At 49.7% G+C, this 13493-nt stretch carries 12 protein-coding genes and 1 tRNA gene; 6 read left to right on the top strand and 7 right to left on the bottom strand.

The window, feature by feature from the left end; all coding sequences use genetic code 11:
- The first annotated feature begins 74 nt into the window (after positions 1-74).
- Positions 75-1292 (top strand): exonuclease subunit SbcD, encoded by a 1218-nt coding sequence (gene sbcD, locus HRH59_RS16670; protein WP_173502411.1) that lies wholly within the window; start codon positions 75-77, stop codon positions 1290-1292.
- Complete coding sequence (gene sbcC / locus HRH59_RS16665) at positions 1289-4273, top strand: exonuclease subunit SbcC (RefSeq protein ID WP_173502410.1); 2985 nt, start codon at positions 1289-1291, stop codon at positions 4271-4273. The genes sbcD and sbcC overlap by 4 nt, the downstream gene beginning before the upstream one ends.
- Here the strand turns inward: sbcC and HRH59_RS16660 are convergent.
- The 3 genes from HRH59_RS16660 to HRH59_RS16650 form a co-directional block, all read right to left on the bottom strand.
- Positions 4266-5264, bottom strand: coding sequence for a PAS domain-containing protein (locus tag HRH59_RS16660; protein ID WP_173502409.1), 999 nt, complete (start codon positions 5262-5264; stop codon positions 4266-4268). The genes sbcC and HRH59_RS16660 overlap by 8 nt on opposite strands.
- Before the next feature lie 129 nt (positions 5265-5393).
- Positions 5394-6122: a DUF481 domain-containing protein gene (locus tag HRH59_RS16655; RefSeq protein ID WP_173502408.1), complete on the bottom strand. Its 729-nt coding sequence runs from the start codon at positions 6120-6122 to the stop codon at positions 5394-5396.
- Between the two features lie 2 nt (positions 6123-6124).
- A complete protein-coding gene (locus tag HRH59_RS16650) occupies positions 6125-6949 on the bottom strand; it encodes a mechanosensitive ion channel family protein (protein ID WP_173502407.1) in 825 nt (274 codons plus the stop codon).
- Between the two features lie 159 nt (positions 6950-7108).
- On the opposite strand from HRH59_RS16650, the gene HRH59_RS16645 reads away from it, so the two are divergent.
- The 3 genes from HRH59_RS16645 (at position 7109) to HRH59_RS16635 (ending at position 9223) form a co-directional block, all read left to right on the top strand.
- Positions 7109-7184, top strand: a tRNA-His gene (locus tag HRH59_RS16645).
- An 88-nt stretch (positions 7185-7272) separates the two neighbouring features.
- A complete protein-coding gene (locus HRH59_RS16640) occupies positions 7273-7815 on the top strand; it encodes a DUF1285 domain-containing protein (RefSeq protein ID WP_178089602.1) in 543 nt (180 codons plus the stop codon).
- Between the two features lie 124 nt (positions 7816-7939).
- Positions 7940-9223: a metal-dependent hydrolase family protein gene (locus tag HRH59_RS16635; RefSeq protein WP_173502406.1), complete on the top strand. Its 1284-nt coding sequence runs from the start codon at positions 7940-7942 to the stop codon at positions 9221-9223.
- 17 nt (positions 9224-9240) lie between these two features.
- Here the strand turns inward: HRH59_RS16635 and HRH59_RS16630 are convergent, their stop codons facing one another.
- From HRH59_RS16630 to HRH59_RS16615, 4 genes are all read right to left on the bottom strand, one after another.
- On the bottom strand, positions 9241-9696 hold the full coding sequence (locus HRH59_RS16630; RefSeq protein WP_231702543.1) for a DUF2489 domain-containing protein: 456 nt from the start codon (positions 9694-9696) through the stop codon (positions 9241-9243).
- A gap of 2 nt (positions 9697-9698) precedes the next feature.
- Complete coding sequence (gene yihI, locus HRH59_RS16625; protein WP_173502405.1) at positions 9699-10250, bottom strand: Der GTPase-activating protein YihI; 552 nt, start codon at positions 10248-10250, stop codon at positions 9699-9701.
- A 53-nt stretch (positions 10251-10303) separates the two neighbouring features.
- Complete coding sequence (locus tag HRH59_RS16620; protein WP_331460196.1) at positions 10304-10855, bottom strand: class I SAM-dependent methyltransferase; 552 nt, start codon at positions 10853-10855, stop codon at positions 10304-10306.
- A gap of 695 nt (positions 10856-11550) precedes the next feature.
- Positions 11551-12177: a c-type cytochrome gene (locus HRH59_RS16615; protein WP_173502403.1), complete on the bottom strand. Its 627-nt coding sequence runs from the start codon at positions 12175-12177 to the stop codon at positions 11551-11553.
- A 181-nt stretch (positions 12178-12358) separates the two neighbouring features.
- Between HRH59_RS16615 and yihA the strand changes: the two genes are divergently transcribed.
- Entirely contained in the window at positions 12359-12985 is a 627-nt protein-coding gene (yihA, locus tag HRH59_RS16610; RefSeq protein WP_331460195.1) for a ribosome biogenesis GTP-binding protein YihA/YsxC, read from the top strand.
- The last annotated feature ends 508 nt before the right edge of the window (positions 12986-13493 follow it).

Raw genomic sequence — 13493 nt, 5'->3', positions numbered from 1 at the left:
CGCCGGATCGGCGTTTTGCTGTCTGTTGCACTATCCGGTATGCTCTGGCCACTGATTGCAGTGGTGTTTTTATTATGCGCATTTTGCACACTTCAGACTGGCATTTGGGCCAGCACTTTATCGGCCGTAGCCGTGCTGCTGAGCATCAGGCATTTTTGCACTGGTTGATCACACAGGTAGATGAGCTGCAAATTGACGCCATTATTGTTGCCGGCGATATTTTTGACACCGCCACCCCGCCCAGCTATGCGCGGGAGCTGTACAACCGCTTTATCGGCGCCTTGCAACGCAGTCGCTGTCAGTTAGTGATCTTAGCCGGTAACCATGATGCTGCGGCGGTACTGAACGAAAGCAAAAACCTGTTGCAGTACCTTAATACGCAGGTATTTGCCGGCGGCAGCGCTGAACTGGCAGAGCAACTGGTGTTGCTAAAAGACAGACAACAACAACCGGCGGCGCTGTTGTGCGCAGTACCGTTTTTACGCGCGCGGGATCTACTGCAAAGCCAGGGCGGACAAAGTGCTGCTGATAAGCAACGCAGCCTGCAACAAGCGATAGCAGAACATTATCAGCAATTGTATGCGCTGGCGCAGCAATATAATGCACAGCATCAACAACAACTGCCGATTATTATGACCGGCCACCTTACCACACTGGGCGTGAGCCGGTCTGAGTCGGTACGTGATATTTATATTGGTACCCTTGAGGCCTTTCCGGCAGATGCGTTTCCCGCTGCAGACTATATCGCGCTGGGGCATATCCATCAAAGTCAGCAATTAAAAGCCGGCACGGACATTCGCTACAGCGGCTCACCTATAGCGCTGAGTTTCGATGAAGCAGGCCAACAAAAGCAGGCCTGGTTACTGCAGTTCAGCGCGGGTAATAAAAGTGTGACCAGTCTGGCTATTCCGTGTTTTCAGCCGCTGCGCAGTATTAAAACCGACCTGGCCGGTCTAACGGCAAAGGTACAGCAGGCGGTTGCTGAGTTAGCAGCGGGTGAACGCTTGTGGTTAGAGTTAGTGATCAGCGAAACCGATGCCTATCTTTCTGACTTACAACAAAGGGTAGAGCAGTTACTACAAGACTTGCCGGTAGAACTGCTGCGGCTGCGCCGGCAACGCAGTAGCCAGGCGGCCGGTTTAACGGTAGCTGCACAACAAAGCCTGGCCGAGTTATCCGCCACTGAAGTGTGGCAGGCGCGGCTGGAGACGGAATCGCTGAGTGCGGAACAACAGCAGCAGTTAACCGGCCTGCATCAGCAGGTGCTGGAAAAGGTGCAGGAGGCGCAATGAAAATTTTGTCGGTACGGCTGCAAAACCTGAACTCACTGCGCGGCGAGTGGCAGATTGATTTTCGTCAGGCGCCGTTTAGTCAAAGTAATATATTTGCTATTACCGGGCCGACCGGTGCCGGCAAAACCACCATTCTTGATGCTATTTGCCTGGCGTTGTATCACCAAACCCCGCGTTTAAAAACCTCACCCACCAGTAATGAACTGATGACACGGCATACCAGTGAATGTTTGGCGGAAGTCGAATTTGAAGTAGCTGGTGTCGGTTACCGTGCATTTTGGAGCCAGCGCCGTGCCAGAGGGCAGAGTGACGGCAACCTGCAGGCGGCAAAAACCGAACTGGCCAGGCTGGACGGCACTATTTTGGCAGAGAAAACCAGCGACAAGCTGCGGCTGGTTACTGAGATTACCGGATTGGATTTTGGCCGTTTTACCAAATCAATGCTGCTGGCGCAGGGTGGTTTTGCTGCGTTTTTAAATGCCGATGCCAACGAGCGTGCAGAATTGCTGGAAGAGCTTACCGGCACTGACATCTATGGCCGTATTTCAGCACAGGTGTTTGTTGATTGCCGTGAGCAAAAAGGCCAGTTGGAATTGCTGCAAGCCAGAGCTGGTGCAGTAGAGTTGCTTAGCGAGGAACAGCAACAAACGTTAGCCGCAGAGCTGGCAGGTTTAAAAACTGCACTGATGCAACAGCAGCAGGCTGTGACAGAGCAGCGCAAGTTGCTGCAGTGGCGCGAATATCTGAGTAGTGCAGAGCAAGAGCTACAGCGCGCAGAGCAGGAATTACAGCAGGCGCTGGCCGATACAGCCGCCCACCAGCCACAGTTGGCCAGGCTGAGCGCTTATCAGCCTGCCAGTAAGCTGGCCCCGCTGCACAGCGCCATGCAAGCATTGCAACAGCAAGAGCAGCAGTGCCGGCAGGAACAGCAAAGCCTGACAACGCAGCTGTCACAGGCAATCAAGCGGCAGGCTGATATGCTGTGGCAGGGCACGCAGTCTTTGCAACGGCTGCAGCAGGCCAACCGGCAGCAGATGCAGCAGTTACACACTCAGCAGCAACAAGATGTGCAGCAACAGACAGTGTTAACAGCACAACAGAGCGAGCTTAGCGCCACGGCGCAACAACTGGCGACGCAGTTAGATGGTGTAGCCTTTGAGCAATTGCGCCAGCAACAGCAACAACGTCGTGAGCAGCAATACCGTTTGCAGCAGGTGCAACAGCAGTTGCAGCAACAGCACAAATGGCAGCAACAATGTGAGGTGTTAAAACAGCAGCTCAGTAGCGCACAGCAGGCACTACAGCCGGTGCAGACAGAGCTGGCGGCATTGCGCCGGCAGTATCAGGTATTACAAGAGCAGATCCGCGACAAAAAGCAGTTACTGCAGCAGCAACAACTGATAATGCAGTTGTCTGCGCATCGTGACCGCTTGCAGCCAGAGCAACCCTGCCCGCTGTGCGGCGCCACTGAACACCCGGCAGTGAGTGCTTATCAACAGCTTAGTAGCAGCACGACTGAACAGGAGTTACAGGCACGGGAGGCAGAGCTGGAGCAAACACGGTTGCGCGGCGATCAGTTAAATAAAACAGACGCCGCGTTGCAGGCAGAGATACAGCAGTTGCAGCAGCAAATAACGCAGCTTAGTGCGGATTTGACCGCACTGCATACCGATATTGAACGCGCAGCGCCCGGTAGCACAGCAGACAGCATTGCAGAGTCGTTACAGATTCTGCTGACAGAGCTCGATAACGCCGGGCAGAAACTTCATCAGTTGGAACTGGCACAACAGCAGTTGCTGCAGGTAAAACAACAAGTGCAGGACACAGAGCGGCAGCAGGCTGCACTGCAACACCGTTTGCAACTGGCGCACCAGCAAAGCCAGCGCTTAGACGAACAACAAGCAGAGCTGAACAGCCAATACAGCGATTGGCAGCAGCAGTGGCAGGCGATGCAACAACCGGAACCTGCAGTGCCCGCTGCGGCTATAACGCCGGCAGAGCTGACGGCCGGCTTACAGCAATTACAACAACAAGTGCAGCAATGGCAGGGGCAACAGCAGGTGTTGGCGCGTCAGCAACAGCAACTTGCGGCGCAACTACACCAGGCAGAGCAACAATGGCAGCAAGCGTTGGCCGGCAGCAGTTTTGCCAGCGAAGCGGATTTTAAAGCGGCCCTGTTAACTGATGTACAGCTAAGCAGCTTACAACAGCTGCAGCAACGCCTGCAGCAAGCTGAGGTGGCAGCCCGGCGACTGCTGACAGATTGGCAGCAACGACGCGACCTGTTGGCGCAACAGCAGCAAACGCCGCTGACGGCAGCAGAGCTGAGTGATACATTGCAACAGCAGGAGCAGGATGTGCAGCGGCTGACAGAGCAGCAGGGCCGGCTGCAGCAGCAACTCAGCAGTAATGCTGAACGGCGTGATACACAGCAACAGCTGTTGCAGCTGATTGCCGCTCAACAACAGCAATATGAGCACTGGCAGCGGTTAAACAGCCTGATTGGCTCGGCCGATGGCGCCAAATACCGCCGCTTTGCCCAGGGGCTGACTCTGCAACAACTTATTGTGTTGGCGAATCGTCAGCTGGCGCTGCTACACAACCGCTATCAGCTGGCGCGGCATAGTGAGACTGAACTGGAATTAGTGGTGCTGGATACCTGGCAAGCGGACAGCCTGCGTGATACCAAGACCTTGTCCGGCGGAGAGAGTTTTTTGGTCAGTTTGGCCTTAGCTCTGGCGCTGTCAGATTTAGTCAGCAACAAAACCCGTATAGATTCGCTGTTTTTGGATGAAGGTTTTGGCACCCTGGATGCGGATACGCTCGACAGTGCACTTAATGCATTGGATAACCTGCACGCCAACGGCAAGATGATTGGCATTATCAGTCACGTAGAAGCGTTAAAAGAGCGGATCCCGCTGCAAATTAAAGTAGAAAAGCAGCAGGGCCTGGGGTACAGCCAAATCCGGATTGTCAGTTAGTTTGTTGCTTGCCCGCGGTTAAATCAACATCAATACAGTATATTTGTGGTTCACCGTCTGCCAGCTGCACTACCGCATGGCCGGAAAAAACTGCAACCATACTGCCGTCTTTGCGCTGCAACAGCAGCTCTTCGGAGGGGATAGCGACACCCGTAGCCGCCATTTGCGCCATGGCGGTACCCACAGCTTTATGCATCGCCGGGGGAATAATCAGATCAAGCAGATTACTGCCAAGCGCTTCTGCTTTACTGTAGCCATAAATGAGCTCGCTGGCTTTGTTCCAAAATATGGTTGTGCCGTCGGCATTGTAGCCCTGGATAGCGATTTGCGGCGTGTTGTCCAGCAGGGTGCGAAAGCGCAATTCGCTTTCTGCCAGTTTTTGCCGTGTGGCGCGTTGCTCGCTGATATCATGGATCACGGAAATGAAATAGGCAGTTTCGTTAGTGCGGACAATAGCCACCGATAATCTGGTCCACAGTGTACTTCCGTCTTTGCGCAGATAACGTTTTTCCAATGTATACTCTTCAGTCTCGCCGTTAATAACACGCTGTAATGATTCAAGATCTTTTTCTAAATCGAGTGGGTGCGTTAGCTGCTGAAAAGTCAGTTTTGTCAGCTCAGCGTAGCTGTAACCTAACATCTGACAAAAAGCCCGATTTACGTGTAACAGAGCACCTTGTAATGAGACATGGGCAATGCCGGCAGCGGCGTAGTCAAAGGTATCACTTAATGCCCGTTCAGAAACACGCAGTGACTTGGCGTAAAGTTGTTTTTGATTGAGTAAAAACCACGCGATTGCAGCCGTCAGGCTGACATAAAAATAGCCCTTGTAGCTCTGATATTGTGTCAGTGTGGCGGCGTCGCTTATCAGCACTGCTAATAACCTGTCACTGCCGCTGATCCACAGCAGACCAAATACAAGGTACATGGCAGCGCCAAACCAGGGCCGGTGTAGTACGGATGGTTTATGCTGTTGCTTATTTACGATCATTACACCTGCTTGGGAACTGATAATTTATCTGTTACAGCAAGCATAGCGCAATTATTCGGCGGTGATACAAAATGACGGTAGATCAAACTGTTGATAGTAAAGGGCCCGCATAAAGCGGGCCCGTATTCATCAGAATGAGTACACCAAGGTAAGAGACGTTTGTGTATCGGTTTTCTTTTTATCGACCGGTACATCAGAGTCGTTCTGCACCAAAAAGGCCGCTTTCATTTGCAACGAACCGTTAATTTTGGCCAGCAATGAAGTCTCGGCAATAGTACGGGTGTTGTCTTCACCGTACTCAACGCTTAATGTCTGGGCAAAACTGGCTGACTCGCTGATTGTCCAGTTAAACGCTGCTGCACCACGTACGATCATACCGTTTTCTGTTTCACCGGTGGAACGTTCGCCATTGAAATAACCCGGACCAATTTCGACATCCAGCGACTTATCTTCGACGTTATACAGCCGGGTGCCATAACCTACAGCTAAGGTGGTGTACTTGAGGTAAGCGCCGAATTTGTCATCGGTGTAAGAACCAAACACAAATAACTTATCAAACTCATTATCCAGTTTATAAGCCGCTTTGGCTGAAATCAGATAACGTTCTGCCGACCGTTCGGTCACGCCGTCGTCGTTTTCATCTTCTTTAAAAAATGCGCTGAAAACATACTGGTTGCTCCATTGCTGCAGCTCTTGTTTGGCATCTATTTTACCGGTGACAGAGGTACCCACTGTGTTACCTGATGTGGTAATGGCACCCAGCTCGGCTGAGGTGGTCCATACTTTGTCACTGTTATCATCTGCCATGACATTAAAGGCGCTGACGGCCAGAGCAGCCGCCAAAAAAGAATACTTCATGTTTACTCCTGCTTGTCTTGCTTAATATGCACATCCATTTGCGGAAACGGAATGCCGATACCCTGTTCATCAAAAGTCAGTTTTACTTTTTCCAGCGTGTCCCAGTACACACCCCAGTAGTCCGCAGAGTTAACCCAGGGCCGGACATGGATGTTTACCGATGAATCTGCCAGGGCAGCTACTGCGATAACCGGTGCAGGATCGGCCAATACCCGGGCATCCTGTTTAATAATATCAGTAAGAATTTGTTTCGCTTTACGCAAGTCGGCGTCGTAACTGATACCGATTAACAAATCAACGCGACGGATGGGTTCAGCGGAATAATTGGTAATAGCGCTGCCGGTAACCTGAGCATTGGGTACTATCACCAGCTTGTTATCCGGTGTTTTCATAATGGTTTGGAATATTTCAATTTTATCCACAGTACCGGTAATACCACCGGCATCAATAAAATCGCCGGATTTAAACGGCCGGAACAGAATAATTAAAATACCGGAGGCAAAATTGGCTAAAGAGCCCTGTAATGCCAAACCTATTGCCAAACCAGCGGCACCGAGGATGGCAATAAACGAGGTGGTTTGCACACCAATTTGCGACAACGCCATTAAGGCAGTCGCAATCAGAATAACCACATACACAATACTTGTAACAAAAGACACCACGGCCTTATCTACGCCGCGTGATAACAGCGACTTATCGAGAAAGCGCCGCACGCCTTTGGCGATAAAGCGACCAATATAAAAAATAACGATGGCAGCGACGATTTGCAGCAGGTAACCGAGGAGTACCTCGTGGTTTTCCTGAAATAACTTAGTAATTTCTTCCATAGTGTCGTCCTTTTTTTGGTCTGGATCTGGCAAACAGCGCAAATAATAGCATAGAAAACAGCTGGCCAGGCGCGGAGCATGGCACAAATTGTTAACTTCTGATGCCGGAAAAAGCTTGGTAGCAGCGGAAAAAAACGCTAAAATATACGCCTCTCTGTGGTGATTGTAGCTCAGTTGGTAGAGCCCCGGATTGTGATTCCGGTTGTCGTGGGTTCGAGCCCCATCAGTCACCCCACTTTAATTCCGCCGGCCAACATGGCATACCACTACAGCACTCACTTTTGCTAAACTGTTAGCATTTATCTTAGCTTTGAACCCCCTGCATGATTAATTTAGCTTCGTTACAGCAACAATTGCAGCAAGCAGATATGCCGCCGGTAGAGAGCTGGCAACCGGAATTTTGTGGTGACATCGCCATTCATATCGACGCCGAAGGCCGTTGGTTTTATCAAGACAGCCTGATCCAACGGCCGGCATTGGTAAAGTTATTCGCCTCTGTACTGGTGCGACAGCAGCAGGAGTATTTTCTGCAAACGCCGGTAGAAAAGGTGCGCATTAGCGTGGCTGATGCGCCGCTGTTAATTACCGACTGGCACTGGCAGCCAACCGATACCGGCCAGGCCCTGGTGCTTAGTACTAATTTACAGCAACAATTGGTTGTCAGTCCTGCTTACCCGTTGTTACTGCAGCAAGATCCACAGCAGCAGTTGTTGCCTTATTTACAGCTTTGGCGTGGTTTACAGGCGAAACTAAGCCGGAATGTCTATTATCAGTTGGCTGAGCAAACCAATGCTATATGGTGCGATGGCCGGGAGCACTATCAGCTGAAAAGTGCCGGTTATCCGTTTAGCTTCGCCATAGTGTAGCAACCAGCAGGCGGCACCAAAGAATGGTCGGTAAAAACCGGCACTTTGTCTCAAGCAGCTTGTTGTATACCACAGCTCTGTTATCACTGTTTAACTACCCACAATGTCAAAAGGCTTAAATAAAATGAAAAAAACGCCCGTTGCGCTGTTGCTTGGCTCCTTGCTGGCCGGTTTACCCGGTCATGCTGCTACCCTGATCCACGCCGGTAAGTTGATTACCGCAGAAGATAACAAAGTTCTGACTAATCAAACCATTGTAATAGAACAAGATAAAATTACCGCAGTGGAAGCCGGCTTCCGCCCGGCAACCGCAACTGATACCCTGATTGATTTGAGCAGCCATACTGTGATGCCTGGTCTGATGGATATGCATACACATTTTTATACCCAGTTCAGCCCGACAGTGTATAGCGAAGGCTTTACCATGAATGAGGCCGATTATGCCTTGCGCGGCGCCACCTTTGCGGAGAAAACGCTGTTAGCCGGTTTTACCACAGTACGTGAGCTCGGTGACAACCACCAGATCAGCACGGCGCTGAAAAAAGCCATTGCCAAAGGGTATGTCAAAGGCCCGCGTATTTTTGCTGCCGGCAAATCTATTGCCACCACCGGCGGTCATGCCGACCCGACTAACGGTATAGCGTTTGCGTTAATGGCGGACCCGGGGCCGAAAGAAGGGGTCATTAACGGTGCTGACGATGCACGCAAAGCGGTACGCCAACGTTATAAAGAAGGTTCAGACCTGATAAAAATTACCGCAACCGGCGGTGTGCTCAGCGTGGCGAAAAGTGGCAGCAACCCACAATTTACCGATGAAGAGCTGGCCGCTATTGTCAGCACAGCTAAAGATTACGGCATGAAAGTAGCGGTACATGCGCATGGTAAAGAAGGCATGGAACGGGCAATAAAAGCCGGCGTTGATTCGATTGAGCATGGCACCTATATGGATAAAACCACCATGGCGATGATGCGTAAGCAAGGCACCTATTTTGTGCCAACCATCAGCGCCGGCAAATGGGCAGAGGAAAAATCAGCCATTGCCGGTTTTTTCCCTGAGTTGGTGCGGCCAAAAGCGGCCACTATCGGCGGCAGAATTCAGCAAACTTTTGCTGAAGCTTATAAAGCAGGGGTTAAAATAGCTTTTGGCACCGATGCAGGCGTATTTGAACATGGCAACAATTGGCGTGAATTTGTCTATATGACAGAAGCCGGTATGCCGGCACTTGAGGCCATCCATAGCGCCACCATTGAAGGGGCAAAGCTGTTAGGCATCCAAAACGAGCTGGGCAGTATTAAAGTGGGTAAGATTGCCGACATTATCGCAGTAGCCGGCGATCCGCTGCAGGATATCAACCGGATGGGTGAGGTGAGATTTGTTATGAAAGCCGGCCAGATATACCGGCAGTAAGGCGTTATAACGGCCGGTTATGCCGGCCGGAAGCGAGCTAACAAAGCAGCTGCATCGGCAAGAATAAAGTCTTTTAAGTCTTGCTCTGCCTGTAACCTGACATTGTCTTGTTGCTGTGTCAGCGTTTTATCCTGCTGTTTGCGTGCTTTATGTGTCGGCATATCCTTAACTACCTGATACATCTGGTGCAGGCCGGGATAGCTTTGCACCGGGTCAGGTTTATGCTCCGGTACCAGATGATCCAGCAACACCCACAACCGCAGTGCTCCTTCCGACAGTTCACATTGTTGCTCCAGCATGGCCTTGCAAATCAGTACTATACTGTCGCGTAAGTACTGTTCTTTGTCGGCTTTTTGCTGTTGCTGCAACTTAGTTTGCTGCTGCAGTTGCCATAATAAGCTACCGGCATAAAATGCCAATGCTGCTACCACAATTACGGCCACCACCAGTAACATTACAGTTGTGCTGTTCAATGTTAGTCCTCGTCACCTAATAAATCTTTACGCCAGTCTTTACTCTCAAATGCCGCCAGCGGATCAATCTCAGCATCGTCCGTGTCAACGCCCAGCCCCAGCATATCCATTAGTTGCTCCAGCCTTGCGGTTTTGGCATTAAAATACTTGGCATCTTTACCGGTCAGGACCTCGTTTTGCTCTACCCGCTCCAGTAATTGTTGCAGATAGCTGTCGTTTTCTATCAGTGCCAGTTCCTGCTGCGGCGTTAACTCAGCGGCTTTGGCCTTAGCCAAACTGGCTTTGGGCTGCAGTAATACCGGCGGCTGTTGTGGTTTTTCAGCCTGCGGCGTTAACGAAACCGGCGTTTTGCTGCCAATACGTTTGTCTTTCTTACCGGACTCTTTTACGGCCTCAGTTTTTATTGCCACTACATTATTGCGGTTACCTGACTTCAGGCCGGATCCCTTTTTCTTGGTTTCCTCTTTGGGCTCGCGGGTTTTGCGGGCATCTTCCGCTGACAAATGGCGTAAACCATTCGGGCCGGCGGAGCGGGTTTTTTTCTGACGAGTCATGTTTGTTACCTGTAAAAAAGGGCGCACATTTTAACCAGTTTTACGCCGAAACACTAATGCTTTCGGCGCTGCAGTATTACCACATCTTTATCGGCAATATTCAGAGTAAAACCATCACGCTCTGCCAAATAAGCAAAGGTGTTTACTGAAAAAAAACTGACATGGGTCGGGTCCAATTTATAGTGCCAACCGGCAAACGCAGCTGCAGTGGTATAACGCTTGGTCATAATCGCCAGAATGCCACCTGGTTTCAGTAGTTTTAGCCACTGTGCCCATTCGTGTGCCGGGTTAACAAAATGCTCTATAGCTTCACTGCAGCTGATAAAGTCGTAGCGTTGTTGCAGTACCGTTGTATCGGCCGCAAAATAAGGATCCCATACAGCCATATGTTGGCCGGCTTCGCGCAGCATCTTAGCCAGTAGGGGCCCGGGACCGCAGCCAAAATCCAGTCCCGACAAACCTGTCGCCGGTAAACTGGATAACAACGGCTGCGCCAGCCGGTTTAAAAATCGGCGGTAACCCGGGTCGTCCAGATTATTTTCGTGCAGCTGATATTGCGCCAACTCTTCGGTGTCAGACAGCAAGCTGCTGCGATCGGCAAACACCAGCTGACATTGCTGGCACTGGAGATAATGGCGGCGCGTGTCTTGATGGAAAGGTAGAATACTGTTTGCATAGCAAAGCGGGCAATGGTTATTGGGCATAATAACAGGCTAAACTAACTAAAAGAAAAAGGGCGATAAGATGTCTTATCGCCCCGGATATATTTGTGTCAAGTGGACACTTCTCTCATTCGCTGTCATCTTCCTGATGTTGCTTCAACGCCCTGTCTGTTCTTATTCCGTTTGTTATAGCGCCGTCCTGGCTATCTGATTTTATTTTTTACGATCTTCCTGATGCTTTCGTAATCATCCCTGAGCGTGAAACCACGCAGCACATCTTCCTGATGTGACTAAAACTAAGGCACCGCGCACTTGCGTACTGGTACTATTACTTCCCTGCGGCTAGTCCCTGTTTTAATTCGTTACAAAGTGTAACTGCTGAACAATTTACTCTTATCTGCTCAGATGGCAAGACATTGGTGAAAAAAAAAACGTTTCTTAGTTTTGCTAAGCATTTTTATAGATTATTTTCAGCCACTTATGGAGAATACATGGTATGGGGAAAGTTCAATAAATTTGTAATGCCCGCTCTTTTCTCACAGAAAATGTGAGATATATCTCACAAATAACGCTGCAGCGCATAAAAAAACCGGCGATTAACGCCGGCTTTTTTGCGATTAACGCGGTGATAAGCCGGCTTAATGTAACCCGCCCAGATACTGTGACAACACTTCGATATCGTCATCGGTCAATTTTTTCGCGATATCCTGCATCATACCATTCAGGTCATTTGCGCGTTGGCCGCTGCGGAATTCTTTCAAGGTGGTTTTCAGATAATTGGCATGCTGGAAAGAGATTTTCGGAAAACCTCCCAGGCTGGTGCCTGAACCGCGCGGACCATGACAAGCAATGCAGGCTGCAATGCCACGTTCAGCATCACCACCACGGTACAGTTGTTCGCCGCGGGCAATAACATTTTCCGGCGTAGTACCGGCTTTCATTTTTTGTGAAGCAAAGTAAGCGGCTAAATCTTTCATATCTTGATCTGACAGGGCTGCCACCATACCAAACATAATACTGTTGTTACGGCCTTGCTTGCCGCCTGTTTCCATACCTTGTTTATAGTTCCTCAGCTGCTTATACAGGTAAGGTGCATGTTGGCCGGCAATTTTGGGATACATGTCAACTACACTGTTACCATCTGCACTGTGGCAGGCGGCACATACTGCAGCTTTCGCTTTACCTGCTTCGGCATCGCCGTCAAACGCTTGGGCTGTTCCGATTAGACCGAGTAACAGCGTCAGTGGAAGTAGAATTTTTTTCATTTTTTATCCGTCTCTGTCCGCATTAAACCGCCAGCATACTGGCAACCAAGTATAATAACCCTAATTTTTATGCCTATTTTACACGAAACTGCTCAAAGTAAAATCCCATACAGCGCGCAAAAGCTTCTGCCGATCTCTCAGATCCGCTACAATGACGTCAAATTATTCGCCGGAGAAGGCAGTGTACAAGTCAAAAATTAATTATCAGCGCACCACATTTTTAACCAGTGCCCCTGATATCAGGGCATTACCGGCAGATACTGGCATTGAAGTTGCCTTTGCCGGCCGGTCTAATGCCGGTAAGTCCAGTGCGTTAAATACGCTGACGCGGCAAAATAGTTTAGCCCGCACCAGTAAAACACCGGGCCGTACCCAGCTGATTAATACTTTTAGTTTGGACGAGCAGCGCCGACTGATCGATTTACCCGGCTATGGTTTTGCCAAAGTACCGCTGGCAGTAAAAGAAAAGTGGCAAAAGTCGCTGGCGGAGTATCTTACAAAACGCGCCAGTTTGAAAGGGTTGGTGGTACTGATGGATATTCGCCATCCGTTAAAAGATTTAGATCAGGATCTTATTCAATGGGCAATTGACAGCAAACTGTCTGTGCTGATCTTACTGACTAAAGCCGACAAGCTGGCCTCCGGCGCCCGCAAGAAAACGGTGCTGGAAGTACGTGAGGCGACACTGGCGTTTATGGGTGACATTACTGTGCATGCTTTCAGCTCACTAAACAAGCTTGGTTTGCCGGAGTTAGAGCAGGTATTGGACTTGTGGTACGGCGCAGAAAACGTCGCTGCTGCTGAATAGCAGACATAAAAAAACCGACACCCTTGGGTGTCGGCCATAGCAAACGGGGAGAAGCTATAATTTCAAATCAACAGGGTGTCTTATCGCTAAGACAACGCCATTATACAGCAAATTTTTAATGTTTGAAGTATTTGCTCTAAAAAATCTAAGAAATTTTCAGTTTCGCTTCCGCTGTGTTGCCGGGCAACATAGTAGCTTTCACCGTTGTTACCGATAAATTTGTTGATTCTGCTGGTTTTTCAGGCAAAAAAAACGCCCCATTGCAAGCAATGGGGCGGCTAAATAAGCCTACTTTCATTGGCGGTAGCGCAACAACGCTGGCCTGAAAGATAGAACATCTTACCTCTGTACCCTACAGTTGAAATTTTAATCTGCCAGCGCAGAAATGCAAGTTTTTTCTGTAATAAAACTACAAAAAGTGCTTTTTATTTGTGCTTATTACTTTTTTTGGTAATTTAATTACTTGTTTTAGCATGCGTTAAGATAAAAAAAGCCCCGCTAAATAACG

Source organism: Rheinheimera lutimaris (assembly GCF_013283795.1).
Lineage (GTDB): Bacteria > Pseudomonadota > Gammaproteobacteria > Enterobacterales > Alteromonadaceae > Alishewanella > Alishewanella lutimaris.
The sequence above is the reverse complement of the archived record's forward strand: the minus strand, read 5'-3'. Positions and strand labels throughout refer to the sequence as shown.

Coding starts and splice junctions, on each gene's coding strand:
- sbcD (WP_173502411.1), top strand. CDS start 75: ATGCGCATTTTGCACACTTCAGACTGGCATTTGGGCCAGCACTTTATC.
- sbcC (WP_173502410.1), top strand. CDS start 1,289: ATGAAAATTTTGTCGGTACGGCTGCAAAACCTGAACTCACTGCGCGGC.
- HRH59_RS16660 (WP_173502409.1), bottom strand. CDS start 5,264: ATGATCGTAAATAAGCAACAGCATAAACCATCCGTACTACACCGGCCC.
- HRH59_RS16655 (WP_173502408.1), bottom strand. CDS start 6,122: ATGAAGTATTCTTTTTTGGCGGCTGCTCTGGCCGTCAGCGCCTTTAAT.
- HRH59_RS16650 (WP_173502407.1), bottom strand. CDS start 6,949: ATGGAAGAAATTACTAAGTTATTTCAGGAAAACCACGAGGTACTCCTC.
- HRH59_RS16640 (WP_178089602.1), top strand. CDS start 7,273: ATGATTAATTTAGCTTCGTTACAGCAACAATTGCAGCAAGCAGATATG.
- HRH59_RS16635 (WP_173502406.1), top strand. CDS start 7,940: ATGAAAAAAACGCCCGTTGCGCTGTTGCTTGGCTCCTTGCTGGCCGGT.
- yihI (WP_173502405.1), bottom strand. CDS start 10,250: ATGACTCGTCAGAAAAAAACCCGCTCCGCCGGCCCGAATGGTTTACGC.
- HRH59_RS16615 (WP_173502403.1), bottom strand. CDS start 12,177: ATGAAAAAAATTCTACTTCCACTGACGCTGTTACTCGGTCTAATCGGA.